Annotated in this window: 23 protein-coding genes and 2 pseudogenes; 21 read left to right on the top strand and 4 right to left on the bottom strand. The window is 66.6% G+C overall.

What is annotated here, in order from left to right; all coding sequences use genetic code 11:
• From BMX97_RS16230 to BMX97_RS16170, 13 genes are all read left to right on the top strand, one after another.
• Positions 1-1,149, top strand: a complete 1,149-nt coding sequence (locus tag BMX97_RS16230; protein WP_091752148.1) for an acetyl-CoA acetyltransferase — start codon at positions 1-3, stop codon at positions 1,147-1,149.
• Positions 1,150-1,310: 161 nt separating this feature from the next.
• The gene (locus BMX97_RS16225) at positions 1,311-2,186 is read left to right on the top strand and encodes a MaoC family dehydratase (RefSeq protein ID WP_091752559.1); all 876 of its coding nucleotides are present in this window, start codon (positions 1,311-1,313) and stop codon (positions 2,184-2,186) included.
• The gene (locus BMX97_RS16220; protein WP_210187640.1) at positions 2,183-2,968 is read left to right on the top strand and encodes an enoyl-CoA hydratase/isomerase family protein; all 786 of its coding nucleotides are present in this window, start codon (positions 2,183-2,185) and stop codon (positions 2,966-2,968) included. Before BMX97_RS16225 ends, BMX97_RS16220 begins: the two co-directional genes overlap by 4 nt.
• Position 2,969: 1 nt before the next feature.
• Positions 2,970-4,046 carry an acyl-CoA dehydrogenase family protein gene (locus BMX97_RS16215; RefSeq protein WP_091752145.1) on the top strand — a complete coding sequence of 359 codons (1,077 nt, stop codon included), beginning with the start codon at positions 2,970-2,972 and terminating at the stop codon, positions 4,044-4,046.
• 11 nt (positions 4,047-4,057) lie between these two features.
• Positions 4,058-5,209 (top strand): acyl-CoA dehydrogenase family protein, encoded by a 1,152-nt coding sequence (locus BMX97_RS16210; protein WP_091752142.1) that lies wholly within the window; start codon positions 4,058-4,060, stop codon positions 5,207-5,209.
• Positions 5,210-5,222: 13 nt separating this feature from the next.
• The gene (locus tag BMX97_RS16205) at positions 5,223-6,008 is read left to right on the top strand and encodes a crotonase/enoyl-CoA hydratase family protein (protein WP_091752139.1); all 786 of its coding nucleotides are present in this window, start codon (positions 5,223-5,225) and stop codon (positions 6,006-6,008) included.
• Positions 6,009-6,387: 379 nt separating this feature from the next.
• Positions 6,388-7,149, top strand: coding sequence for an SDR family oxidoreductase (locus BMX97_RS16200; protein WP_244538456.1), 762 nt, complete (start codon positions 6,388-6,390; stop codon positions 7,147-7,149).
• A 177-nt stretch (positions 7,150-7,326) separates the two neighbouring features.
• Positions 7,327-8,535 (top strand): ABC transporter substrate-binding protein, encoded by a 1,209-nt coding sequence (locus BMX97_RS16195; protein WP_091752133.1) that lies wholly within the window; start codon positions 7,327-7,329, stop codon positions 8,533-8,535.
• Positions 8,536-8,615: 80 nt separating this feature from the next.
• Entirely contained in the window at positions 8,616-10,487 is a 1,872-nt protein-coding gene (locus BMX97_RS16190; RefSeq protein ID WP_091752130.1) for a flavin-containing monooxygenase, read from the top strand.
• 23 nt (positions 10,488-10,510) lie between these two features.
• The gene (locus BMX97_RS16185; RefSeq protein ID WP_091752127.1) at positions 10,511-11,278 is read left to right on the top strand and encodes an SDR family NAD(P)-dependent oxidoreductase; all 768 of its coding nucleotides are present in this window, start codon (positions 10,511-10,513) and stop codon (positions 11,276-11,278) included.
• A gap of 76 nt (positions 11,279-11,354) precedes the next feature.
• Positions 11,355-12,977: a class I adenylate-forming enzyme family protein gene (locus BMX97_RS16180; RefSeq protein ID WP_177202252.1), complete on the top strand. Its 1,623-nt coding sequence runs from the start codon at positions 11,355-11,357 to the stop codon at positions 12,975-12,977.
• Between the two features lie 94 nt (positions 12,978-13,071).
• The gene (locus BMX97_RS16175) at positions 13,072-13,743 is read left to right on the top strand and encodes a TetR/AcrR family transcriptional regulator (protein WP_091752122.1); all 672 of its coding nucleotides are present in this window, start codon (positions 13,072-13,074) and stop codon (positions 13,741-13,743) included.
• Positions 13,740-14,207, top strand: a complete 468-nt coding sequence (locus BMX97_RS16170) for a MaoC/PaaZ C-terminal domain-containing protein (RefSeq protein WP_091752119.1) — start codon at positions 13,740-13,742, stop codon at positions 14,205-14,207. Before BMX97_RS16175 ends, BMX97_RS16170 begins: the two co-directional genes overlap by 4 nt.
• 45 nt (positions 14,208-14,252) lie before the next feature.
• Here the strand turns inward: BMX97_RS16170 and BMX97_RS16165 are convergent, their stop codons facing one another.
• The 3 genes from BMX97_RS16165 to BMX97_RS16155 all read right to left on the bottom strand — a co-directional run bounded on the left by BMX97_RS16165 (position 14,253) and on the right by BMX97_RS16155 (position 16,272).
• Positions 14,253-14,645, bottom strand: a complete 393-nt coding sequence (locus tag BMX97_RS16165; protein WP_091752116.1) for a thiamine pyrophosphate-dependent enzyme — start codon at positions 14,643-14,645, stop codon at positions 14,253-14,255.
• Between the two features lie 265 nt (positions 14,646-14,910).
• The gene (locus BMX97_RS16160) at positions 14,911-15,876 is read right to left on the bottom strand and encodes a thiamine pyrophosphate-binding protein (RefSeq protein WP_091752113.1); all 966 of its coding nucleotides are present in this window, start codon (positions 15,874-15,876) and stop codon (positions 14,911-14,913) included.
• A 132-nt stretch (positions 15,877-16,008) separates the two neighbouring features.
• Positions 16,009-16,272: an SDR family oxidoreductase gene (locus BMX97_RS16155; protein ID WP_210187639.1), complete on the bottom strand. Its 264-nt coding sequence runs from the start codon at positions 16,270-16,272 to the stop codon at positions 16,009-16,011.
• Between the two features lie 24 nt (positions 16,273-16,296).
• On the opposite strand from BMX97_RS16155, the pseudogene BMX97_RS16150 reads away from it, so the two are divergent.
• The 8 genes and pseudogenes from BMX97_RS16150 to BMX97_RS16120 all read left to right on the top strand — a co-directional run.
• A pseudogene (locus BMX97_RS16150) lies at positions 16,297-16,557 on the top strand (IS30 family transposase); the annotation flags it as partial.
• A 31-nt stretch (positions 16,558-16,588) separates the two neighbouring features.
• Positions 16,589-16,887, top strand: a pseudogene (locus BMX97_RS32120) (integrase core domain-containing protein); the annotation flags it as partial.
• A gap of 416 nt (positions 16,888-17,303) precedes the next feature.
• On the top strand, positions 17,304-17,939 hold the full coding sequence (locus tag BMX97_RS16145; RefSeq protein ID WP_177202251.1) for a TetR family transcriptional regulator: 636 nt from the start codon (positions 17,304-17,306) through the stop codon (positions 17,937-17,939).
• 209 nt (positions 17,940-18,148) lie between these two features.
• Positions 18,149-19,192, top strand: a complete 1,044-nt coding sequence (locus tag BMX97_RS16140) for an NAD-dependent epimerase/dehydratase family protein (RefSeq protein ID WP_091752106.1) — start codon at positions 18,149-18,151, stop codon at positions 19,190-19,192.
• Positions 19,193-19,246: 54 nt separating this feature from the next.
• The gene (locus tag BMX97_RS16135) at positions 19,247-19,957 is read left to right on the top strand and encodes a hypothetical protein (protein ID WP_091752103.1); all 711 of its coding nucleotides are present in this window, start codon (positions 19,247-19,249) and stop codon (positions 19,955-19,957) included.
• On the top strand, positions 19,954-20,802 hold the full coding sequence (locus BMX97_RS16130; protein WP_091752100.1) for a fumarylacetoacetate hydrolase family protein: 849 nt from the start codon (positions 19,954-19,956) through the stop codon (positions 20,800-20,802). The genes BMX97_RS16135 and BMX97_RS16130 overlap by 4 nt, the downstream gene beginning before the upstream one ends.
• A gap of 198 nt (positions 20,803-21,000) precedes the next feature.
• Positions 21,001-22,287, top strand: a complete 1,287-nt coding sequence (locus BMX97_RS16125; RefSeq protein ID WP_091752098.1) for an MFS transporter — start codon at positions 21,001-21,003, stop codon at positions 22,285-22,287.
• Positions 22,288-22,632: 345 nt separating this feature from the next.
• Entirely contained in the window at positions 22,633-23,793 is a 1,161-nt protein-coding gene (locus BMX97_RS16120) for an iron-containing alcohol dehydrogenase (RefSeq protein ID WP_091752093.1), read from the top strand.
• A 244-nt stretch (positions 23,794-24,037) separates the two neighbouring features.
• On the opposite strand, the gene BMX97_RS16115 is transcribed toward BMX97_RS16120, so the two are convergent.
• Positions 24,038-24,406: transposase (locus tag BMX97_RS16115; protein WP_143074634.1), on the bottom strand; the 369-nt coding region annotated here is incomplete at its 5' end.

The following is a 24,406-nucleotide window of genomic DNA, read 5'->3' as shown; positions in this document are numbered from 1 at the left end:
ATGGCTCATCCTCTTCGCGGCCGCGCGGCGGTCGTCGGCATCGGCACGGCGGGCCTCGGAGAGGCGCCCGGCCGCAGCTCCATCGAGCTCCTCGGCGAGGCCGCCCTCGCGGCGCTCGCGGATGCGGGCCTGCGCCTTGACGAGGTCGACGGCATCTTCGCGGCCACCGGGGTGCACGGGCTACCGGCGCTCTCGGCGGCGGAATATCTCGGGATCCGGCCGCGGGTGATCGAGGGCACCAATGTCGGAGGATCCTCCTTCGAGATCCACCTGCTTCAGGCCGCGCTCGCCCTGGACGCGGGCCTCTGCGACGTCGCGCTGATCGCCTACGGGTCGAACCAGCGCACGGCGGGCGGCCGCCTCGTCTCGATGAGCGAGCCGCAATGGCACGAGGCGCCCTACCGGCCGCGCCATCCGATCACCGGCTACGCGATGGCGGCGGCCCGGCACATGCACGAATTTGGCACGACGCGCGAACAGCTCGCCGCCGTCGCCGTCTCGGCCCGGGCCTGGGCGAACCGCAACCCCGACGCCTTCGCCCGCGGGCCGCTCACCGTCGAGGACGTGCTGGCAGGCCGCATCGTCAGCGATCCGCTGGGCGTGCTCGACTGCTGCCTCGTCACCGACGGGGCCGCCGCCTGCGTGATGGTCCGCTCCGAGCGCGCCCGGGACCTAGCCCGAGCGCCGGCCTACCTGCTCGGGGCGGGCATGGCCGCCTCGCACCGGTCCTTCGCGCAGATGCCGGACCTCACGACGACGGCGGCGCGCGAGAGCGGGCCGCGTGCCTTCGCGATGGCCGGCGTGGATCCCCGGGAGATCGACCTCCTGATGCTCTACGACGCCTTCACCATCAACACGATCCTGTTCCTGGAGGATCTCGGCTACTGCCCGAAGGGCGAGGGCGGCCGTTTTGTCGAGGGCGGCGCCATCGCGCCCGGCGGGTCGCTCGCGGTCAACACCAACGGCGGTGGGCTCTCCTGCGTGCATCCCGGGATGTACGGGCTGTTCCTCGTCGTCGAGGCGGTGACCCAACTCCGCGGCGAGGCCGGCGAGCGGCAGGTGCCGACGCAGCTCGCCCTCTGCCACGGCAATGGCGGCACCCTCTCCAGCCAGGCGACCGCGATCCTCGGCAGCCGAGACACCCTCTGAGACTCTGTCCGGAAGACTGCTCCGGACAGAGTCCCACACGCCCGAGACGGCGGAGCTTCGGCCCGCACACTTGAGCGAGTCAGAAATCCGCATCGCGAGGGCGATCACGCAGGGATCGCCGGAAGCAATCGATTAGATTTCATATGACGGGACACCTCGACATGGCCTTCACGTACGAGTCCCTGATGAGCCACCATATTCCGGAGGTGCGCCAGCGGCTGACAAAGGGCGACAGCGTGCTGTACGCGCTCTCGGTCGGGTTCGGGCAGGACCCGCTCGATACAAGCCAGCTCGACTTCGTCGACGCTCACCGGCATCTCAAGGCGGTGCCGACGATGTCGGTGGTGCTGGCCCATCCGGGCTTCTGGATGGCCGATCCGGCGACCGGCATCAACGCGGTCCGGGTAGTCCACGGCGAGCAGCGCATCGCGATGCACCGGCCGCTCCCGGTCGAGGGCGAGGTGATCGGAATCACCCGCATCACCGGGCTCGTCGACAAGGGCGAGGGACGCGGCGCCCTGATGTACTCGCAGAAAGAGGTGCGGGACGCCGAGACCGGCACTCTCCTGGCGACGACGAAGAGCACCACTTTCCTGCGCGGCAATGGTGGCTTCGGCGGTCCCCCCGGACCTGTGGCGGAGCCCCATAGCCCACCCGAGACCCCGCCCGACAGCGTGGTCGAGATGCCGACCCGGCCCGAGCAGGCGCTCTACTACCGCCTCAACGGCGACGACAACCCACTCCACGCCGATCCGGCGGTGGCGGCGCGGGCGGGCTTTCCGCGCCCCATCCTGCACGGGCTCTGCACGCTCGGCATCGTCGGCCACGCCCTGCTGCGGGTGCTCGGGGACTACGATTCCGCCCGCTTCCGCGAGCTCGCCATGCGCTTCTCCGCGCCGGTCTATCCGGGCGAGACCATCCGGGTGGAGATCTGGCGCGACGGCTCGTTCCGGGCGCGCGTGCCCGAGCGCGACGTGGTGGTGATCAACAACGGGCGCGCCGTCTTCGCTGCGCCTGAGGAAGGAGCGGTACGGTGAGCGGGACGAACCCTTCCGACGAGGCCGTGCTTCTGGAGCGCCGCGACGGCGCGGTCGCGATCCTGACGCTCAACGAGTTGGCGAAGCGAAACGCGCTCACACCGGCGATCCGGATCGCGCTCGCTGAGGCGATCGACCGCATTGAGCGCGACCCCGCCATCCGGGCGGTCGTAATCACCGGCGGCCCTCAGGTTTTCAGCGCCGGCGGCGATCTCACGGCGATGCAGGCTGACGGGCTCGCCGGCGGGCGCGACCGCTTCCGGCTGCTCCACTCCATCGTCCGGGCGATCGTGAAGTCGGGCAAGCCCTATATCGCTGCCGTCGAGGGCTGGGCCGCCGGGGCCGGCTTCAGCTTCGCGCTCCTGTGCGACACAATCGTCGCCGGCGAGGGCGCGCGCTTCGTCGCCTCGTTCCCGAAAGTCGGGCTGGTGGCCGATGCCGGCCTGCTCCACACTCTGCCGGCGCGGGTCGGCCAGGGCCGCGCCCGCCAGATCCTTCTCCAGGCAACCCCCATCGGAGCCCGGGCCGGCCTCGCGATCGGCCTCGTTGACGAGGTCGTACCGGACGGCACCGCCCTCGATCGGGCGGTTGCGCTCGCCCGTACCTATGACGGGCTGGCCCCGCTTTCGACCGCAATGGCCAAGGAGTGGCTGGCCCGCGGGATCGACGAGGTCCTCGACTGGGAGCGCAGTGCCCAGGCCGCCCTGTTCCAGACCGCCGACCACCACGAGGGCAAGACCGCCTTCCTCGAGAAGCGCCGGCCCACCTTCCAGGGACGCTGACATGATGGATTCTTCCACCGACATCCTGGCGGACGATGCCGGCGCAATGCTGCGCGAGACCGCCGACCGCCTGCTCGCCGACCGCTTCACCCCCCAGGCCCGGGCTCAGGTGGCCGCTGGCGAGTGGCCCAACGACGTGTGGACGGCCCTCGACGAGGTCGGCCTGCTGACCGCGATCCTTCCGGAGGAGGCCGGCGGCTTCGGTGTGCCGATCGCCGACGCCCTGTCGCTCCTGAGGGTCGCAGGGAGCCACGCCCTGCCGCTGCCGCTCGCCGATACGATGCTGGCCGGCCTCGTTTTGGCTCGCGTCGGGATCGAGGTTCCGGCCGGGCCGCTCGCCGTCGCGCAAGGGTCGGACGTCAGGCTCGATGATGCCGGCCGCGCGACCGGCCACGCCTGGGGCGTGCCGTGGGGCCGGCACGCCCAGGCGGTCGTGGTCCTGGCGGAGCGCAAAGGCGGGCCAGCCCTGGTCGTGCTGCCGCAAGCCGCACTCACGGTCGAGCCCGGCGCCGACATCGCCGGCGATCCGAGCGATGCCGTGCGCTTCGAGGCCATCGCCGCGGAAAGCGCCCCGGCTTCCTTCGGTGCGGCCGAATTGCGGGCCGTGGGCGCTGCCACCCGCACCCTGATGATGGCGGGCGCGCTCGGCGCCGTCAGCACCATGACAGCGGCTTATGCCAACGAACGCCGCCAGTTCGGCCGCGCCATCGGCCAGTTCCAGGCCGTGCAGCAGAACCTCGCCGTACTCGCCGGCCAAGCGGCCTCGGCGGCGGCGGCCGCCGGCCTCGCGGCGGAGGCGGTGGCGGCCTGGGCGGGGGAATCGGGGCCGGGCCTACTGCCGGCGGTCGCCGCCGCCAAGGTCCGCACCGGCGAGGCGGCGGGCCAGGCTGCGGCCATCGCCCATCAGGTCCACGGTGCGATCGGCTTCACGGCGGAGCACCGGCTGCACCACTACACCGCCCGCCTCCGGGCCTGGCGGGACGCGTTCGGGCGCGAGGCCGAGTGGGCGCAAGTGCTCGGCCGCTACCTGATCGCCGCCGGCCCCGACGGGCTGTGGCCCGCGATCACGGCTGCCTGAGGATTTTTGCCATGTCGCAATTCACCTTCCCGCCGCCGCCGCCCTCCCCCGAGGCGGAGCTCCTCCGGGACGAGGTCCGGGCCTTCTTGGCGAGCGAACTGAAACATCGCGCGCCGCTCGACCGGGCCCAGAGCTGGAACGGCCTCGATCCCGCCTTCTCGCGCAGGCTCGGGCAGCAGGGCTGGCTCGGGCTCACCTGGCCGAAGCGCTATGGCGGGCAGGAGCGCTCGTCGCTTGAACGCTACGTGCTGCTCGAAGAACTGCTCGCCGCCGGCGCCCCGGTCGGCGCTCACTGGATCGCCGAGCGCCAGAGCGGCCCGAGCCTGCTCCGCTACGGCACGGAAACGCAAAAAGCCGTGATCCTGCCCCGGATCGCCGCCGGCGAGTGCTTCTTCTGCATCGGCATGAGCGAGCCCGATTCCGGTTCCGACCTCGCTTCGGTCCGCACCAAGGCGGTGCGGGAGGGGGACGGCTGGCGGGTCAACGGCACCAAGCTGTGGACCACCAACGCCACCCACTGCCGCTTCATGATCCTGTTCTGCCGCACCGGGCCGCTCGACCGCGAGCACCGGCATGCCGGCACGAGCCAGTTCATCGTCGATCTGAGCCTGCCCGGGATCACCATCCGGCCGGTCCGCAACCTGCTCGGCGAACACCATTTCAACGAGGTGGTGTTCGAGGACGTGCATCTGCCGGAGGACGCGCTCCTCGGGCGTGAGGGCGAGGGCTGGAGCCAGGTCACCGGCGAGCTCGCCTACGAGCGCAGCGGGCCGGAGCGCTTCCTGTCGTCGTTCTGGCTCCTCGTCGAGCTGGTGCGGGCGTTGCAGCCGGCGGCCGATACGCGGGCCGAGATCGCGCTTGGCCGGCTGGGCGCACAGCTCATCACGCTGCGGCGCATGTCGCGCTCGGTCGCGGGCTTGCTCCAGGCCGGCGCCGATCCGGCGCTGGAAGCCGCGATGGTCAAGGATCTCGGTGCGCTGGTCGAGCAGGAGATTCCCGAGATCGCCCGCGACCTCGTCGCCGAGGGCCCGCCGACGCCGCAGAGCCGGACCTTCGCCGAGGTGCTGGCCTACACCACGCTGCACGCGCCGTCCTTCTCGCTGCGCGGCGGCACCCGCGAGATCCTACGCGGCATCATTGCCCGCGGACTTGGCCTCAGATGATCGGAGAACAATCATGACCGACGCGGTGCTCTACGAGCAGGATGGCGGGATCGTCACCCTGACGCTCAACCGGCCGGAGAAGCGCAACCCGATCTCTGAGCGCGACGTGGTCGACGGGCTCGTGGCAGGGCTCGGCCGGATCGGCGCAGACCCCTCCGTGCGGGTGGCGATCCTGACAGGTGCCGGTTCGGCCTTCTCGTCGGGTGGGGATTTGCGGGCGATGCAGGACGCGCTGGAGGAGCGCGCTAGGGATCCGAGTTCCACCATGGCCTACTACACGCAGGGCATCCAGCGCATCCCGCTCGCCTTCGAGGCCCTCGACGTGCCGGTGATCGCCGCCGTCAACGGCCCGGCGATCGGCGCAGGCACGGACCTCGCCTGCATGTGCGACCTGCGCATCGCCGCGGATACGGCGCGCTTCGCCGAGAGCTTCGTCAAGATCGGCATCATCCCGGGTGATGGCGGCGCCTGGCTGCTGCCGCGGGTTGTCGGCTGGTCGAAGGCCTGCGAGATGGCGCTCACCGGCGACATCGTCTCGGCCGAGGAGGCCCTGGCCTGCGGCCTCGTCTCGCAGGTGGTGCCGGAGCCTGAGCTGATGGCGGCGAGCCGGCGGCTCGCCGAACGGATCGCCGTCAACCCGCCCCAGGCGGTCCGGGCGACGAAGCGCCTGCTGCGCGAGGGACGTTTCGCGACCCTTCCCTCGCTCCTGCAGCTTTCGGCCACGGCGCAGGCGATCGCGCATACCACCGCGGAGCACCGGGAAGCGCTGGCTCGGGCGCTGGCGCGGACGAAGGGGTAGCCGAACCGTAGGGCACTCCCCGTTTCTCGGGTCTCGTCTCGCTTCGTTTCAGCCGTCCGGGAAAGGGCGGCAATCGACGATCAATTGCGAAATCGCCGGCATCGGGCATGCCGGCGCTATTCATCGTATGATAGATCAAGAAATTAATTGAAATACTCAGAGCTTGAAGGTCTGTATCAGCTTACTCTGCAAATATTAAAAAATCGGTCAAAATGCGTCCAGTCTGCCATAGCATGATGGATTTCAGCTCGAGTGTCACATGCGATGACCGACATGAAGACCATCGGTCCTGTCACGTACGCTTCGCCACGAAGGTCAATTCGTGCAGAATTCACTCTCTCAGAGTAGAAAGGTACTAGCGATGACTACCAGAAACCCTATGTCCCTCACCGGCCGCACGGTGCTCATCACCGGGGCCAGCCAGGGCATCGGCCTCGGGGTCGCGACGCTCGCGGCGGAGCTCGGAGCGAACGTCGTCCTGGCCGACATGAACGTCTCCGGGCTCGAGACGACCAGCGCCGCCTTCGCCCCGGACCGCATCCTCACCGGGGCGGGCGACGTCGCCGATCCGGACTTCGTCGAGGATCTCGTCGCGCAGGCCTCGTCGCGCTTCGGCGTGATCGACGGGCTGGTGAACACCGCCGGCATCACCCGCCCGGCGATGATCGACAGGATGACGCTCGCGCAGTGGGACCAGGTCCTGCGGGTCCACCTCACGGGCGCGTTCCTGTGCATGCAGGCCGTCGGACGTCGTCTGATCGCCCGGCACAAGGCCGGCGAGCCCGTATCTGCGGCGATCGTCAACGTGTCGTCGGATGCAGGGCGCCAGGGAACGATCGGCCAGATCAACTACAGCGCGGCGAAGGCCGGCATCCTCGGCGCCACGATGAGCGCGGCCCGGGAATGGGCCCGCTACGGGATCCGGACGAACACGGTGTCGTTCGGTGTCGTCGAGACACCGATGACGGAGGTAGTCCGCAGCGAGAAGTTCCGCGATACCTACCTGGCCAAGATCCCGCTCGGCCGCTGGAGCACGCCCGAGGAGGTCGCGCCGCCGGTCTGCTTCCTCCTGTCCGAGGCCGCCTCCTTCATCACCGGCCAGTCGTTGTCCGTGAACGGCGGCAGCGAGATGAACGCCTAGAGCGCAGTCCGATCGAGGTACAATCGGGCAGCGCTCTGGGTCTTTGATCTTGACGCATCTTCTTCGACGAACCGGCACCCACTTCGTCGGACATTGTCCTGGCTGAGGGCCCGGACCGCCGGCAGCGGGCCGCAGCCGAAACAAGATCCACCACAATAAGATCCAGGGAGGACCCTCATGAGAACGACCGTCAATCTCGCGCTGCTGCTCGGCTTGCTGGCAGCACCGGCGGCGGCGCAGACCGAGAAGCCGATCAGGATTGGCGTCTTGAGCGACCTCGGCGGCGCGTTCGCGGATGTGAGCGGGCCGGGATCCATCCTCGCGGCGAAGATGGCGGCGGAGGATTACCGGGCCCAGCACCCGGGCCGGCCGGTCGAGGTCATCTCGGGCGACCACCAGAACAAGGCCGATATCGGCTCGACCATCGCCCGGCGCTGGACCGACACCGAGGGCGTCGACCTGATCATCGACGTCCCGAACTCGGCCGTCGCCCTCGCGGTGAGCGAGATCGTCAAGACGCGCAACCGCACCTTCCTGGTCACGGGCGGAGTTTCGAGCGCGCTCACTGGCACGCAATGCTCGCCGAACACCGTCCACTACTCACTCGACACCTGGACGATGGCGAACGTGCCGACCCAGACCCTCGTCGCCCAGGGCGGTAAGACCTGGTACTACGTCACGGCGGATTACGCCTTCGGTCACGACATGCAGCGGCAGTCGACGAAGGCCTTGGAGAAGTCCGGCGGCAGGGTTTTCGGCAGCGTCAACTATCCGTCGAGCACGATGGATTACTCGTCGTTCCTGCTCCAGGCTCAGGCCTCCAATGCCGACGTGATTGCGCTCGCCGCCGCCAACGGCGACTTCGTCAACGCGATGAAGCAGGCGGTCGAGTTCAATCTGATGGGCGGCAAGCAGAAGGTGGTGGGCCTCGCTGTTTACATCTCGGACATCATCTTCCTGACCTCCCGCGTCGCTAAGGGCGCGGTCGTGACCAACAACTGGTACTGGGACCTCAACGACCAGACGCGGGCGTTCAGCGCCCGGTTCGCCAAGCGGTTCAACGGCAAGGTGCCGACGGATCTCCAGGCCGGAGCTTACGCGGCCGTCACCAACTTCCTCGCCGCCGCCGACGAGGTCGGGGCTTCGTCCGACGGCCGCGCGGTCGTGGCGAAGATGAAGTCGCGCCCGAACCACGATCCGCTCTACGGCGAATCGACGATCCGCCAGGACGGTCGGCGCACGACCCCGGTCTACGTCTGGACCGTGAAGGATCCGACGCCCGGCAAGAGCTACGACCTGTTCGAACCGCTGCGCACCGTGCCGATGAGCGAGGCCTATCGGCCGCTCACCGACGGCGGCTGCCCCCTGGTGACGGCCGCGAACTAGGCGACGCGCCCGGGCACGCGCAGAGACTTGCGCATCAAAATTATACTCCGTAGTATGTTTCATCACGTCGATCGGAAGCCATGCGCCAAGCTCTCGAAGGGGCGGACATCGTCCCGCTCACGATGTCGCTGATCCAGCTGACGGGCGACCTCACGCTGCTCGACGCGGTCAGGCCCCATGTCCGGGGTCCATGGGACTATTCGCACTCGGTGCCCGACGACCTCGCCGCCGTGATCCGGTCCCGCCTCGACGCGGAGCTCGACCGGCTCGCTGCGGGTGGAACCCCTGCGCTGGAGATGCCCGCGCCGGACCGGATCCGCGCGATGATGTCGGCGGCCGTCGGCGAGGAGGTGCCGGCGGAGTACGTCCCGATGCTGCTGCAGCAGATGGGCCTGCAGCCGGAAGCCCCGTCCGAACCTTCCCTCCCCGCTGGTGCCGGCGGGTTCCGGGTCGTGATCGTCGGGGCCGGCGTCTCAGGGATAGCCGCTGCGATCAGGCTGCGGAAGGCCGGGATTTCCTTCGTTGTCGTCGAGAAAAATCCGGAGGTCGGCGGCACCTGGTACGAGAACCGCTACCCGGGCTGCGCCGTCGACACGCCCAATCACTTCTACCAATTCTCGTTCGAGCCGAACAACGACTGGCCGCGGTACTATTCCCATCGCAAAAGCATCTGGGACTACCTGAACCGTTGCGCGGACAAGTACGGCATCCGCGACGCGATCCGCTTCAGATGCGAGGTCGTCTCCGCTCATTTCGACGAGGCGGCGCACCGGTGGCGGGTGACCTGCCGCGACGAGGCCGGCCACGAGACGGTCGAGGTTGCCAACGTCCTGATCTGCGCGGTCGGTCAGCTCAACCGGCCAGCCATCCCGGCCCTCGCCGGGCTCCAGGATTTCAAGGGCCAGACCTGCCACACGGCGACCTGGTCAGAGGGCACCGACCTCTCGGGCAAGCGTGTCGCGCTCGTCGGGACCGGGGCGAGCGGCGTCCAGATCGGCCCGCGGATCGCCGGCGAGGCGACGTCGCTCCACGTCCTCCAGCGCTCCGGCGCCTGGATCGTCCGCAGCCCGAACATCCATCGCGAGGTCTCGCCCGCCAAGACCCGGGCCCTCGACACCATCCCGTTCTACGCCGCCTGGTACCGGTTCCAGCTGTTCTGGGGCTTCGCCGACGGCCTGTTCCAGGCCCTGCGGATCGACCCTGCCTGGCAGGGTGCGCCCGGCTCGATCAGCGCGCTCAACGAGCAGTACCGGACGCGCATGCTCCGCTACATCGAGCGTGAACTCCAAGGCCGCCCGGATCTCCTGGCCAAAGCCGTTCCCGACTACCCGCCGTTCGGCAAGCGCGTGCTCGCCGATCCGGGCTGGTTCTCGATGCTGCGGCGGGACAACGTCTCGCTCGAGACTACCGGCATCGCGCGCGTCGAGCCGGAAGGGATCCGCCTCGTGGACGGCCGGCTGATCGTGGTCGACGCCATCGTCTTTGCCACCGGGTTCCAGGCGGGACGGATGCTCTGGCCGATGGATATCCGCGGGCGTGGCGGGCAAAGCATCCGGGACATCTGGGGCGACGACGACCCGCGTGCCTATCTCGGCATCACGGTGCCGGGCTTCCCGAACATGTTCGTGATGTACGGCCCGAACACCAATCTTGGCCATGGCGGCAGCGCGATGTTCCTGGCCGAGTGCCAGATCCGCTACACCCTATCGTGCCTCACGGGGATGATCGCGCAAGGATGGGCCGAGATCGAGTGCCGGCCCGACGTCCACGACGCCTACAACCGACAAGTCGACGACGAGTTGTCGACCCTGGTCTGGACCCATCCGAGCGTAAATAGCTGGTACAAGAACGCGAAGGGCCGGATCACGACCAACCAACCCTGGCGATTGGTCGACTATTGGCGGATGACAAAGGACGTCGATTTTTCCGACTACCACACGATGGCGGGTTAACCGCCGATCCGGGGAGGAAACCCATGACCGACAGGCCTCTTTTCGGCGAGGGCGCGGCCTTCGTCATCGGCGGCAGCGGCGGCGTCGGCCAGGCGATATGCCAGGCGCTGGCGGAAGCGGGGGCGAACGTCGCCCTCACCTACCGGAGCAACGAGGAGAAGGCGCGCGGCGTCGTGCGCGCGATCGAGGGGCAGGGCCGGCGGGCAGCGGCCTTGGCCCTCGATCTCACGGACCGGGCGGGCACCGCCGCCGCCGTCGCGCGGGTCGCGTCCGAGTTCGAGGGCATCCACTCGCTGGTACTGGCGACGGGCGCCGACATCAGCATGTCATACACGGCCGAGATCGACCCGGACGAGTGGGACCGGACGATCGCCGGCGACCTCACCGGCAGCTTCAACGTCCTGCGCGCCGCGATCCCTCATCTGCGCGCGGCGCGCGGCGCGGTGGTAGCGATCACCTCCGCCGGCCTCGTCCGGCACCCGCCGAAGGACATCCTGTCCGTCGTCCCGAAGGCCGGAATCGAGGCGATGATGCGCGGCATCGCCCGGGAGGAGGGCCGCTGGGGCGTGCGGGCGAACGCCATCGCTCTCGGGGTGATCGATACCGGCCTTTTCCACCGGCTGGAGCAGCGGCTTAGCCCGGATTTCGTCGAGGCGATGCGGCGCAACACGGCCCTGCGCCGGTTCGGAACCGCCGATGAGGTCGCCGATCTGGCGGTGTTCCTGGCCTCGGCGCGGTCCGGCTTCATCACCGGCCAGAGCATCGCGCTCGACGGCGGCTACTCGGTCTGAGCCGCCTTCGCGGCTCCCCCCTCCCTCGTGGTCGCGGCGGTCCTTCGCGACGAACCATGCACCGGGAACGACGGCTATGGCGGAACAACGGCCCACGATCGGACGGCTCCTGCGGGACTCGGCCCGCCTGCACGGCGAGACGGCCTTCGTCGACGAGGCCGGCGCGATCACGTTCGAGGCGTTCGACCGGGACGTGGACCGCTTCGCGGCCGGCCTGCTCCGCCTGGGAATCGGGCGCGGGGACCACGTCGCGGTCTGGCTGCCGAATGGGCGCGACTGGATCCTGGCGTTCTGCGCGGCGGCGCGGATCGGCGCGGTGATCGTGCCGGTGAACACGCGCTATAAGCTCGACGAGGTGCGCTACGTTCTCAAGGAATCGGACGCCAAGGCCCTCGTCATGCTGCCGCGCCTGTGGCGGACCAATTCCTACGCGATGCTGCGCGAGATCGCGCCGGGCCTCGCCGGGGCGGCGCCCGCCGGCCTTGCGGTTCCCGAACTCCCGGCCCTGCGGACCGTGATCCTCTCCGACGAGGCCCCGCTGCCGGGCACCGTCACGATGGGCTCGGTGATGGACGGGGACATCGTCGGGGTCGCGGAAGCGGAAAGCGCCGTCATCCCGTCCGACCTGCTCCTGATCTGCTACACGTCGGGGACGACCGGCAAGCCGAAGGGCGTGATGCATAGCCATCACGTGATCCGCCAAGCGACGCGGGTCGGGACCGCGATGCATGTCGAGCCCGCCGACCGGGTCATGGCGCACATGCCGTTCTACCACTCCGCCGGCCTGTTCATGGCGCTCATCCCCGCCCTGGCGCTCGGCGCGACGTTGGTGCCGATGGTGCAGTGGGACACGCGCGGCGCCCTCTCTCTCATCGAGGCCAAGCGCGTCACGATGTTCGGCGGCATCCCGACGCACTACTACGACATGGTCGAGGCGATAAGGCAGCACCCGACCGATACGTCGAGCCTGAAGGCGGCGTGGATCGGCGGTTCCGCCGTGATGCAGGAGACGTTCGAGGGCATCAAGCGGACGCTTGGCATCGACAGGCTCCTCTCGACCTACGGGATGACAGAGAATACGATCTCGACCTCGTTCAATGCCTGGGACGATCCCGCCGAGATCTGCTGCCGCAATCAGGCGCCACTCCTGTCGGACTGCGAGGTCAGGATCGTCGATCCGGAGACCGGAGCCGAGAGGCCTCCCGGGCAGGACGGCGAAATCTGGTGTCGCGGCGACACCGTAATGATCGGCTACTACAAGGATCCCGCGGCGACGGAAGTCACGATCACGCCGGACGGCTGGCTCCGCACTGGGGACATCGGCAACCTCGACGCCCGCCGCTACCTCACGATCACCAGTCGCCTTAAGGAGATGCTGAAGATCGGCGGCACCAACGCATCGCCGATCGAGATCGAGCAACACCTCGCGGCACATCCCGCCATCCGCTCGTCGGTCGTTGTCGGGGCGCCCGATGCCCGGCTCGGGCAGGTCGCCTACGCCTTCGTGGAGCTGCATGCCGGGGCCGATGCGACGGGTGCGGAGATCGTCCGCTTCTGCGCCGACCGGATGGCGGACTACAAGGTTCCGCGCCACGTCGCGTTTGTAGAGGAGTTCCCCCGCACCGCGACAGGCAAGATCCAGCGGGCCGTCCTCGCCCGGCAGGCCGAGGCGAATCTCGCGGGCGGGCAGACCGCCTAACGGATTGGCGGAAAGAACGCACGATGATAGCCCGCTCGGCCGCCCGTGTCGGCGACGGTGCGGGCGAACCGGACGAGGGCTCATGCGAGGACCCATGGCGGCAGGCACGAGGACGCGCGCCCGTGCGGGATCGGCGGAGCGCGACGGCGCGCCCCACGGCGCGGACGAGAACAGGGCCGAGGTCCTGCGCGCTGCAGCAATCGCCTTCATGGCGCACGGCTATGCCGCAACGTCGATCGACACGGTCGCCGACGCGCTCGGCGCCACGAAGGGACGGGTCTACTACTATTACCGCAGCAAGACGGACCTATTCTTCGACATCCACCGGCAGGCGATGACGATGAACCTGTCGGTGATGCGCCCGCTCGCCTCGAGCGCCCGTCCGCCCCGCGACCGGCTGGTTGCGATGGCGCGGGCGCACGCCACACTGGTGATGGACCATCTGCCGACCCAGCGGGTCCTTAACCAGGGCGTCGAGCTCCACCTGTCCGGGCGGACGACCGCACCCCAGCGCGACGTGCTGGACGAGCTGATGGCCATGCGGAGCCAGTTCGAGCGCCTCTACGTCGACGTGCTGGCGGAGGGGGTCGCCTCCGGGGATTTCCGCGTGCTCGATCCGCGCCTCGGCGCGAAATCCGTGCTCGGCGCACTCAACTGGATGACCGTGTGGTACAGCCCGCGCCCGGACGAGTCGCCGGAGACGCGCGACCGCATCGCAGACGAGCTCGCGACGTTCGTCCTCCACGCCGTACAGGCCGCGCTATGACCGGGTACGACCTGTATTTCGAAGACGTCGTCGTCGGCAGCGAATTCGTGAGCGGCGAGCGCCTCGTGACCGAGCACGACCTCACAGCGTTCGCGGAGATCTCGGGCGACCACCATCCGATACACGTCGATCCGGATTTTGCGGCCGGGAGTGTCTTCGGCCAGCGGATCCTGCACGGGCCGTTCGGCATCGCGGTCGTGCTCGGCCTGTTCGGCCAGTTCCGGTCGTTCGGCACCGCCGCGGTCGCACTCACTGACATCCGGGACTGGCGGTTTCGCGCACCGATCTTCGTCGGCGACCGGTTGACCCTGCGCATGCGGATCGGCGCCAAATCCGCCGGCAAGGCGGGTCGCCGCGGGATCGTCCAGCGCGACATGAGCCTCGTTAAGCAGGACGGAGGCGTGGTCCAGGACGGCCAGATGGGGCTCCTGATGGCCTGCCGGGCGGCAACGCCGGAGATGTAGGATCCAGGCCGGGGTTAGTAACGTCGAGCGGGACCGCCCGAGGGTTCATTGCGCCAGCGGCGAGACGACGTCGCTGTAGACAGTCGTGAGCGAGGTCTCGACGTAGATGACGGTTGGCAGGCCGTCTGCCAGGGCCTCGTCGAGCGCCGCGCCCAGCATATCGGGATCGGTCACCTTGCTGCCGTAGCATCCCATCGCCCGCGCTATCGCGGCGTGGTCGAAATCGTCGAACCGGGTCGCGAAGTCGCCCCGGGAATGCTTGGACCAGCCAAGCGCGTGGTTGTTTAGGATCAGCGTAACGATCGGGACGTCGTTTTCCAGGACCGTCTTCAACCCGTCTATGGTCATGGCAAAGCCGCCGTCGTGGCAGACGGCAACGACGGGCCGGTGGGGATGGACGATCTTTGCGGCGACCGCCGAGGGGATGGCGTAGCCCATCGGCCCAGCTCAGCGGACTGCAGGAACGAACCCGCCCGCTTCGATTGGAAGTAATGAGTCATGAAGATGCGGCTCTCGCCGGCGTCGCAGGCCACGAGACTGTCCTCCGGCAGCACCTCGTTCAGCGCGGCGATGATGCGCTGGGGGGGGCGATCGGCGAGCCCCCGGCGCCGCGTTCCGGGCCGTCGAAGTAGCCGTGGGCCGGGCGGAGGGCCGCGACGCGGCCGGCGGCAGCGTCGCGGCGCCGCCCGAGGGCCTCGCGGAGCTACTCCATCACCGTGCCGGCCTCGCCGAGCAGGGGATGTTTGACGGGGAAGGTCCAGGACAGCTTGCGCGGCTCGACGTCGATCTGGATGAAGGCCTGGCGCTTGGGATCGAGGAGGGCCGGGTTCTCGCGGGCGGTGTCGGAGGCGGTCAGCTTGGAGCCGACGACGAGGACGCAGTCGGCCTCCTGCACGCAGGCATTCGCGGCGTCGAGCCCGAACGTGCCGAAGACGCCGAGCGCCAGAGGATGCGTCTCGGCGATCGCGCTCTTGCCCGACGGCGTCGACGCCACCGGGATCCCGGCCGCCTCCGCCAGGGCCCGCAACGGCTCGAACTCCTGGGCGATGCGCAAGCCGTTGCCGACGACGATCACCGGACGCTCGGCCCGTACCAGCGCCTCGGCCGCGGCCGCGACTGCCACCTCCGAGGCGCGCGGCAGCGCCCCCGGCAAGTAGGCCCCCGTTGGGTAAAGGCGGGGCATCGTCCCGGGGCCGACGCGCCCCGCCAGGGCGGCGACGCTGTAGAGGACCGCCACCGGCCCGCGCTGGCCAGCCAGCGCGTGCTTGATCGCGAGCTGGGTGCTGTGCACCGCGGATGCCGGGCACAGAGCCGGAAACACCTCCTTTGTAACGGTCCGGCAGGCCGACCAGGCGTCCCAGTTGCCGTAGTCGCCGGTGCCCGACTGGTAGGGCCCGTGGAGCGAGAAGGCGGGCGTGTCACTCAGATCGGTCAGGAGCAGCATCGGCGAGGAGGAGAGCAGCGCCTCGATCGTCCCGAGAGGCCCGTTGCCGAGCACCCAGGGCCACCGGCCGAGAAGCACGCCGGGGCGCCCCGTCAGCCGGCCGTAGGTCTCAGCCATCACGGCGCCCAGGGGTTTCTCGCGCACGAGCACGGTCCGGATGCTGTTCTGCCGCTTCTCCAGGGCGGTGAATACGTGGCCGGTATGGCCGCCGGAGATGCCGAACACGGTGTCGACTCAGGCCTGTTCGAGCACGAGGGCGATGGCGCCGCCCGTCGGCATCCCGTCGTCGAGGAGGCGGTGGATGGGCATGGGGTCCGTCCGTAGTAAGGGGCCTGGAGCGGGAATGCGCGGGCGGGGTCAGCCCATGAAGAAGCCGCCATTCACGTCGAGCGTGGCATCGGTGATGAAGGCCGCCTCCTCAGAGGCGAGGAACGCGACCGTGGCGGCGATGTCGCCGGCGGTGCCGATGCGACCGACGGGGATGCGCTGGACGTAGTCGCGGTCGGCCTCCGCGCCGGCAATTGCGGCCATCGGGCTCTCGATGCGGCCGGGCGCAATGCAGTTCACCGTTACCCCGTCGCGCCCGACCTCGGAGGCGCGCACCCGGGAGAGGCCGATCATACCGGATTTCGAGACTAGGGGGCCGAGATGGCCGAGCATGCGCGCTTGCGGATCGACGCGGGTCTACAGGTATACTTCTGCGATCCACGCTCACCCTGGCAGCGGGGGACGAACGGAAATACGAACGGGTTGCTGCGACAGTACCTCCCGAAAGGAACGGATCTGAGCGCTCACGGCGTGGACGATCTTGCTGTTGTGGCCGCGGCCGTCAACAGCAAACCGCGCAAGCCGCTGGACTGAAAGACGCCGGCGGAGGCACTCGACGCTGTTGTCGCAGCCGGGTAAAATGTTGTTGCGACTACTGCTTGAACTCAATCAGTACTTGGCTCTACGGTACACAGAGCGCCTGGTCGGTGCGGGCATCAAGCCATCGGTCGGCAACGTCGGCGACACTTACAACACGCCCTGGCGGAGACAATCGATGGTCTGTTCAAGCCAGAGGTCATCCACCAACGCAGACCCTGGTGTTCCTCCGAGGCCGTCGAGTACGCCACCCGAGAGTGGGTCGGCTGGTACAACCACCAACGCCTGCTCGCGCCAATCGGCAACGTCCCTCCCGCCGAGACCGAAGCGCGCTACTATGCTCTCGTCAGCGACCAAGCTCTGGCCGCCTGAACCCAAGCCAATCAGCCTCGAAAAATCCGAAGCGGTTCATCTGCTGCGCCCGCCGACGTGATCCCGTATGGCCGCGTGCTGTCGCGGGGCTCCGCACCCGACTTTCCGCCGCCTGCATCCAGCTCTGTCAGGCGCATAGTGCGACCAATCCTCGGACAGCCTGTCGAGGCCGCGTCAACAAGCGGTTCTAGTTGGCCCCGGTCACGAAATCGAAACAGTGGAAGCGATTGCAACTTCGCTGGTCGCGCCGCCGATCGACTTTGGTACCATGCGCTTTAGCCTAAGAATTCCAGTAAAAATATAAAGTTGTTACTTAGGAAAAATTGTGAATAATAAATCATAACCTATCCAATGCATCATCACTTGTGTGTCCTTCATTGACCAGCTATCACGACGATAATCGTAAGAGAACATCAGTGGCTACCAAAAACACTCCGCAACGCGACGCCGTCGCAACTAAGGCGCGCATCCTAGACGCCGCGACGTCAGAATTTGCCCACAAGGGATATGACGGCGCGAGGGTACAGTCGATTGCACTAAATGCAAAAGTAAATATAAACCTTATTTATCACTATTTTCAAGACAAAGAGAATCTTTTTGTCGCAGTTATGGAGGCAGCTTATAGTATCGTAAGATCTCATCATGGAGATCTCGAGCTAAGAAGCCTTCCTCCCGACGAGGCTATGCGCAGGCTTATCATAGCAACCTTTCGAATGGCTATAGAATTTCCGGAAATCATCGGACTCCTAACAGCCGAAAACATGCAGCTTGGGCGCCACGTTCGGGGGTCGAGCCTAATATCCAGTCTATATGATACGCTTCTGGATTTTATCAAAGATACTCTTGATCGTGGCAGCGCTCGAGGCATGTTTCGGGGCGACGTAGACCCGGCGCAGCTGTTCATATCAATCAATGCTGAGGGATATTTCTATCTTTCAAATCGATACACATTGGGTGCAATATTGCGAAGGAACCTTGATTCTAAGGAAAATCTTGCCCAAAGAGAAAATTTTATTTGTGATATAATCATGGGTTATCTTAGACCTATTTAGTGAGCAGATATGACTGCCAGCCAGCTTATCTATTTAGCATTCTGCATAGATTTATAATCATCTATCGGCACTGACGATCGAGTCGATGGCCTTCGTCGCTCAGCCCCTGCGGCGCCGTGACGCAGACCGATCGCGATGCCTGCTTCAATCGGCAATTGACCGCATGGAAGAGGCTGTTAAGTAATTACTTAATTAATCAGGAGGAAACGATGAGCTCGATCCTGCAAGCGGACCGCCTTCCGTCGACGATTGAGGACGAGGACGCGCTGGAGGAGCTGCTGTCGAAGCCGACCGCCTGGCTCCCGGCGCTCCTGGAAAAGACACCGGGCGATATCATGGTCCTGGGCGTTGGCGGCAAGGTCGGGCCGACCCTGGCACGCATGGCCAAGCGAGCTGCCCCGGAGAAGCGCGTCATAGGCGTCGCCCGCTTTTCCGAGCCAGGATTGCGCGAGAGGCTCGAGAGCTGGGGCATCGATGCCATCAGCTGCGACCTGCTGGACCGCGACTCCGTCGCCGCGTTGCCTGACGTACCCAATATCATCTACATGGCTGGCAAGAAATTCGGCACCGATGAGGATCCGAGCTTTAGCTGGGCCATGAACACCCATGTCCCGGCACTGGTGGCCGAGCGCTTCCGGTCATCCCGCATTGTCGCCTTCTCAACACTGTGCGTGTATCCGTTCGCGCCCATCGCAGGCGGCGGCTGGGACGAGACCGTCGAGCCGGGACCGACCGGCGACTACGCCACGAGTTGTGCGGGGCGTGAGCGCATCTTCTCGTTCTTCTCCCGCCGACACGGCACGCCGGGGCGGCTGATCCGGCTGAACTACGCGATCGACATGCGCTACGGCGTGCTCCACGACATCGCGACCTGGGTCCGCGACGGAACGCCGATCCCGATCGCCACGGCCTACGCCTCGGTGATCTGGCAGGGCGACAGCAACGCGCAGATCCTGGGGGCCCTGGCGCATTGCACGACACCGACGACGCCTTTGAACGTCGGCGGCCCGGAGCATATGAGCGTCCGCCTCGTCGCGCATGAATTCGGCCGCCGGCTGGGCCGCGATCCGGTCTTCAGCGGCGAGGAAGCACAGACCGGGTGGTACAACACCACCCTGGCCGCGCAGCGGCTCTACGGCTACCCGACCGTGGCCCTGGCGCAGATGATCGACTGGGTGGCGGACTGGATCGCCCGCGACATGCCCTCCCACCACAAGCCGACGCATTACGAGGAGCGCGCCGGGCAGTTCTGAGATCGACATCACGCGCTTACGCCGTGCGCGGCGTCCAGAGTTCGGAGCCATCACATGACGGATACGCACGCCACCACGACCGGAGGCCTGATGGCCTTCTGGGCCAGCATCGATCCCGATTACGTGCTCCGCTACCAGCAATGGCACAATTGCGAGCACATCATCGAGCGCGTCTCCATACCGGGGTTTCGCGAGGGGCGCCGGTACCGTGTCATCGGAGACTCGCCGCAATTTCTGATGTTCTACGAAACCGATGGGCCGGCGGTCCTTGGCTCGGAGCCTTACCTCGCTGCCCTGAACGCCCCAACGGACTGGACGCGGGAGGCACTCCAGCACTTCCGCGAACCGGTGAGGAATGTCTACACGACCATCGCCGGGATCGGCCTTTCAAGCGCTTTCGCCTCGCCCTACATCACGGCATTACAGTTCGATCTCGCGCCGGACGATGAAGATCTTTACGCCACCGACTGGATCGCAGCCGCGTGCCGCATCCGCGGCGTGACGCGCGTCCGATTGTTCCGCTCGAACGCAGCGATTGCCAACATCACGACTTCTGAGCGCGCGATCTATGGCGGTGGCCCCGGATCGCAGACCTACCTCGTGTTCATCGAGCACGATCGTCCGCCAGACGCCATCCACGATCCAGTCGCGGCGGGCGACAAGGGCCTCGCGCGGCCGGCCCCACGGCACCATGAGACCCGCGGACATTACTGGCTCGAGATGGCGCACCGAGCGCCGGCTGCACGCGAGGGAGGGGCGGCATGAAGCTCGTCAGATACGGTGAGGATGGCCAGGAAATCCCGGGCATCATCGACACCGAGGGCCGGATCCGCAGCCTGCTCGGCGTCGTTGACGAGATCGACGGCCGCGCTCTCTCGCCAGCGGGCCTCGACCGCCTTCGCAAGCTCGACCCGTCACTCCTGCCCTTCGCTCCCACCGGCGCCCGGCTCGGGCCATGCGTGGGCCGCGTCGGCAAGCTGATTGGCATCGGCCTTAACTATTCCGATCACGCCGAGGAATCCGGTCTGCCGGTCCCCACGGAGCCGATCGTGTTCATGAAGGCGACCAGTGCGATCTCGGGGCCCTGCGATCCCGTGCGCCTGCCCGCTGGGGCGACGAAGGCCGATTGGGAAGTCGAGCTCGCCTTTGTGATCGGCACGCGGGCCAAGAATGTTCCGGAGGCGCAGGCGTTGGATCACGTCGCCGGCTACCTCATCGTCAACGATGTCTCGGAACGAGCGTGGCAGACCGAGCGTCAGGGCCAGTGGACCAAGGGCAAGAGCCACGACAGCTTCGCGCCCATGGGCCCTTGGCTGGTGACGCGCGAAGATGTTCCCGATCCCGGCGCGCTAGCCATGACCCTCGATGTCAACGGTGTGCGCCGCCAGACCGGATCGACGCGGACGATGATCTTCGGGGTCGCCACGCTGGTGAGCTACCTGAGTTCCTTCATGACGCTCCACCCCGGCGACGTCGTCACGACCGGCACCCCACCGGGCGTCGGCCTGGGCATGAAGCCGCCCGTCTACCTGAAGCCGGGCGACGTGATGCACCTCGCGATTGAGGGGCTTGGCCACCAGCGGCAGGAGGTCGTGGTTGACGACACTTAAGCATTGCCGATCAGTGATGAGGGGCGTGTTGCGTCATCTTGACCGGTAGTCGCGATCTGTATTGATGATATTGATCAAAATTGCTTTCAATTATCAGCTCTTTCAATCATATATAACACTCCTCGATTCGAGATTTGTACTTGACACGCTAATCGTGATGCAAATTCAAAATCAACGACAAGAGGGGAGGATCGCACCATGGATACCGGACACGGGGTGCTCGCGGAGGCGCCATCGGCGCGCTCGACTATGTTTTCTTGGTTCGGAGGCATGACGAAGGGCGAACGACGGACATTCTGGGGATCGTTCGGCGGCTTCGGCCTCGATGCAATGGACATCGTTCTCTACAGCTTCGCGATTCCCACGCTGATGACGCTCTGGAGCATGTCGCGCTCCGAAGCGGGGACGATCGCGACGACCACGCTGCTTGTCTCGGCCCTCGGCGGCTGGCTCGGAGGCATCCTGTCGGACCGCTTCGGGCGGCTCGTGACCCTGCAGGTCACGATCGTCTGGTTCTCCGTCTTCACGGCCCTGTGCGGGCTCACCAGCTCCTTCGAATCCTTGCTCGTCGTGCGGGCGCTGCAGGGGCTTGGCTTCGGTGCCGAATGGGCCGTCGGCGCCGCGTTGATCGGCGAGATGGTCAGGCCGCAGCACCGCGGCAAGGCCCTCGGCTTCGTTCAGAGCGCCTACGCCGTCGGATGGGGAGCTGCCGTCCTCGTCTACACCATCTGCTTCCAACTCCTGCCGGAGCATCTGGCCTGGCGAGCTCTCTTCTTCGTCGGGTTCCTGCCGGCGGGCTTCGTCCTCTACCTGCGCAAATACGTTCCCGCGGATACGCCCTCCCCCACCGCCCGATCGGCCCATGGGAAGCGCCATGACGAGCGCTTCGCAGCGATCTTCGCCCCCGACCTGCTTCGCACGACGATCTTCGCCTCGCTGCTCTCGACCGGCGTGCAGGGCGGGTACTACGCCGTCATCACGTGGCTGCCCACCTACCTTCAGACCGAGCGCCACCTGTCCGTACTCAATTCCTCGGGCTACCTCGCCGTCGTGATCGGTGCAGCCTGGCTTGGTTACGCCGCCGGGGCCTATTGCACCGACCTGATCGGGCGCCGCCCCACCTTCGTGCTCTTCTCGGTCTGCACGATCATCGCGACCATCAGCTACACGGTTCTGCCGATTGGCAATACATGGACGTTGTTTCTCGGATTTCCGCTAGGGTTCTTCAGTTCCGGAACCTATAGCGGCCTCGGCGCCTATTTCACGGAACTGTTTCCGACCCGCGTGCGGGGATCTGGAATGGGATTCTCCTACAACTTCGGACGGGCGGTCGGGGCGACCTTTCCATTCATCGTCGGGCAACTGAGCACCCATATCTCCCTCGCGATGGCGATCGGCATCTTCACGACCTCGGCTTACGCCATCGTCTTTCTCTGCACCTGCATCCTGCCGGAAACCAACGGCAAAGCCCTTGAAGAGGCATGATACCAACGGTCGTTGAAAACGACTGTTGGTTCCGTTCTCGAGTCATCGCCAAGCCCAAGGCCCCGGACTTCTGGGCTTGGCATCAACTATCAAAGAGTGGTCGACGGTCTGATGCGTCAGCTTCCGAGGCCGCCGGTATGAAGCGCATCCGCTCGACGTGGCATCGTAGTCGTACGACGCCTGTCATCGCTGCGGCAGCCCAACAGGCCGACGGGGATCGGCCGGCCGCGGCAGATGCAACGGCAATCACATGATCCAGATTGAGAATTGGAAGAGCATCGCGCGCGGTTCGAGGCCCATCACGATCGTCGATGGGCCGGTGCAGCGCCGATCGGGGGAAGTTCGATGAGCCATCAGATCACGCTGCCGCGCATCATCCGTATCGGCCGGGGCGCCCTCGCCGAGACGGCGGACATCTTGAGCACCTTGCGACTCTCGAAGCCGCTGATTGTGACGGATGCGACTATGGTGAGAAACGGGACTGCCGATCGCCTCCAGGCCACGCTCGCCTCCGCAGACATCGAGTCGGACGTCTTCTCCGACACGATCCCGGAACCTGATACTCGAACGGTCGCCTCCGTTTTGGCCGCGGTCGAAGCGGGCCGCTTCGACTGCTTGATTGGCCTTGGCGGCGGCAGCCCGATCGACACCGCTAAGGCGGTCGCCGTCCTCCGCGTCCAGGGGCGCGAAATGCGCGACTACAAGGCTCCCCACCAGGAAAACGGCCCCGCGCTTCCGATCATCGGCATCCCTACGACGGCGGGCACCGGCTCTGAGGTCACACGGTTCACCGTCGTGACCGACAACGACAGCTGCGAGAAGATGCTGTGCGCCGGATTGTCGTTTCTTCCCATTGCCGCGATCGTCGATTACGAGCTAACACTGAGCAAACCTCCGCGGTTGACCGCCGATACCGGGATCGATGCGCTGACGCATGCTATCGAGGCCTATGTCTCGCGTCGCGCCAACGCCTTCTCGGACGGCTTTGCACTGGCGGCGATACGGAACATCGCTCCACATCTGCGGCGCGCCCATGTCGATGGAACCGATCTTAGCGCCCGAGAAGCCTTGATGCTGGGCGCGACGCAGGCCGGCATCGCGTTTTCCAACAGTTCTGTCGCTCTCGTGCACGGAATGAGCCGGCCGGTCGGCGCGCACTTTCACGTCCCGCACGGACTGTCCAATGCCATGCTCCTGCCTGCGATCACCGCCTACAGCATTCCGGGTGCCGAGGCGCGGTATGCCGATTGTGCCCGTGCGATGGGGCTCGCCGCCGGCCTGGACGATGATGCGGCAGCCCGGGCCCTCGTGGCCGAATTGCGTGCTCTAAACGCCGATCTCGCCGTCCCGACCCCGGAAGCCTACGGCGTCGACCCGGCAACCTGGACGACGCTGCTCCCTACGATGGCTCAGCAGGCTCTCGCCTCGGGATCACCGGCGAACAATCCAATCGTACCAGACGTTGAAGCAATTATTGCTCTCTATAAAGAGGTTTGGCATGTTTAGATGTTACGATCTATTCTCATTTGATAGACAGCAGAGCGCAGTCGAGGCAAATGACGCCACTCGAACGCGTTGTATGACGCCCCTGAACGTCTCCGTGCCGGCCGCCTTGCTCTAACATGGTCATCTAGCGTCTGCGCAGCAGGATGCTCATCGAACGCGCTGTATGCCGTGTCAAACGGCATCAGAACGGGACCCCTGATCGGCGTCCAAACGGGGCTCTGACGCACTCTCGGTGCAGATGAGTTCACGCTGCGCCAACCAGCCGAGCTTCGAGCAGGTCAAGATTGGCACGGCCGAACATCTGCCGCTTCACCAGCTTCAAGCGGGTGATCTGGCCTTCGGTCTGTCCGTTCGACCACGGCTCCGTCAACGCGGCAGCGACGGCTGCCTTGTCCTTCACGAGCCCCGCCGCAAAGGATCCCAGCAGGCTGGCAGCCGCCCTCTCGATCCAGCCATCGAGGTCAGCGTGACGCCGCTCCCGAACCATCGCCTGGAAGGCGCTGACGAGGGAGCGAGCCTCCACGAGCCCCGTCACCTCGGTCTCGACACTCGCCACGACCACCGCGTCGGCTTTCGTCAGGCCATCCCGCGCGATCGTCAGCAGACGCGCGAG

It is taken from the genome of Methylobacterium sp. ap11 (genome assembly GCF_900110515.1).
Taxonomy (GTDB): domain Bacteria; phylum Pseudomonadota; class Alphaproteobacteria; order Rhizobiales; family Beijerinckiaceae; genus Methylobacterium; species Methylobacterium ajmalii.
This window is presented reverse-complemented; position numbering and strand designations above follow the sequence as displayed.

What these genes read in the sequence shown, in the direction of transcription:
- BMX97_RS16230 (WP_091752148.1), top strand. Translation starts at nt 1, where the DNA reads ATGGCTCATCCTCTTCGCGGCCGCGCGGCGGTCGTCGGCATCGGCACG.
- BMX97_RS16225 (WP_091752559.1), top strand. Translation starts at nt 1,311, where the DNA reads ATGGCCTTCACGTACGAGTCCCTGATGAGCCACCATATTCCGGAGGTG.
- BMX97_RS16215 (WP_091752145.1), top strand. Translation starts at nt 2,970, where the DNA reads ATGATGGATTCTTCCACCGACATCCTGGCGGACGATGCCGGCGCAATG.
- BMX97_RS16210 (WP_091752142.1), top strand. Translation starts at nt 4,058, where the DNA reads ATGTCGCAATTCACCTTCCCGCCGCCGCCGCCCTCCCCCGAGGCGGAG.
- BMX97_RS16205 (WP_091752139.1), top strand. Translation starts at nt 5,223, where the DNA reads ATGACCGACGCGGTGCTCTACGAGCAGGATGGCGGGATCGTCACCCTG.
- BMX97_RS16200 (WP_244538456.1), top strand. Translation starts at nt 6,388, where the DNA reads ATGTCCCTCACCGGCCGCACGGTGCTCATCACCGGGGCCAGCCAGGGC.
- BMX97_RS16195 (WP_091752133.1), top strand. Translation starts at nt 7,327, where the DNA reads ATGAGAACGACCGTCAATCTCGCGCTGCTGCTCGGCTTGCTGGCAGCA.
- BMX97_RS16190 (WP_091752130.1), top strand. Translation starts at nt 8,616, where the DNA reads ATGCGCCAAGCTCTCGAAGGGGCGGACATCGTCCCGCTCACGATGTCG.
- BMX97_RS16185 (WP_091752127.1), top strand. Translation starts at nt 10,511, where the DNA reads ATGACCGACAGGCCTCTTTTCGGCGAGGGCGCGGCCTTCGTCATCGGC.
- BMX97_RS16180 (WP_177202252.1), top strand. Translation starts at nt 11,355, where the DNA reads ATGGCGGAACAACGGCCCACGATCGGACGGCTCCTGCGGGACTCGGCC.
- BMX97_RS16175 (WP_091752122.1), top strand. Translation starts at nt 13,072, where the DNA reads ATGGCGGCAGGCACGAGGACGCGCGCCCGTGCGGGATCGGCGGAGCGC.
- BMX97_RS16170 (WP_091752119.1), top strand. Translation starts at nt 13,740, where the DNA reads ATGACCGGGTACGACCTGTATTTCGAAGACGTCGTCGTCGGCAGCGAA.
- BMX97_RS16165 (WP_091752116.1), bottom strand. Translation starts at nt 14,645, where the DNA reads ATGGGCTACGCCATCCCCTCGGCGGTCGCCGCAAAGATCGTCCATCCC.
- BMX97_RS16155 (WP_210187639.1), bottom strand. Translation starts at nt 16,272, where the DNA reads ATGATCGGCCTCTCCCGGGTGCGCGCCTCCGAGGTCGGGCGCGACGGG.
- BMX97_RS16140 (WP_091752106.1), top strand. Translation starts at nt 18,149, where the DNA reads ATGAGCTCGATCCTGCAAGCGGACCGCCTTCCGTCGACGATTGAGGAC.
- BMX97_RS16135 (WP_091752103.1), top strand. Translation starts at nt 19,247, where the DNA reads ATGACGGATACGCACGCCACCACGACCGGAGGCCTGATGGCCTTCTGG.
- BMX97_RS16130 (WP_091752100.1), top strand. Translation starts at nt 19,954, where the DNA reads ATGAAGCTCGTCAGATACGGTGAGGATGGCCAGGAAATCCCGGGCATC.
- BMX97_RS16125 (WP_091752098.1), top strand. Translation starts at nt 21,001, where the DNA reads ATGGATACCGGACACGGGGTGCTCGCGGAGGCGCCATCGGCGCGCTCG.
- BMX97_RS16120 (WP_091752093.1), top strand. Translation starts at nt 22,633, where the DNA reads ATGAGCCATCAGATCACGCTGCCGCGCATCATCCGTATCGGCCGGGGC.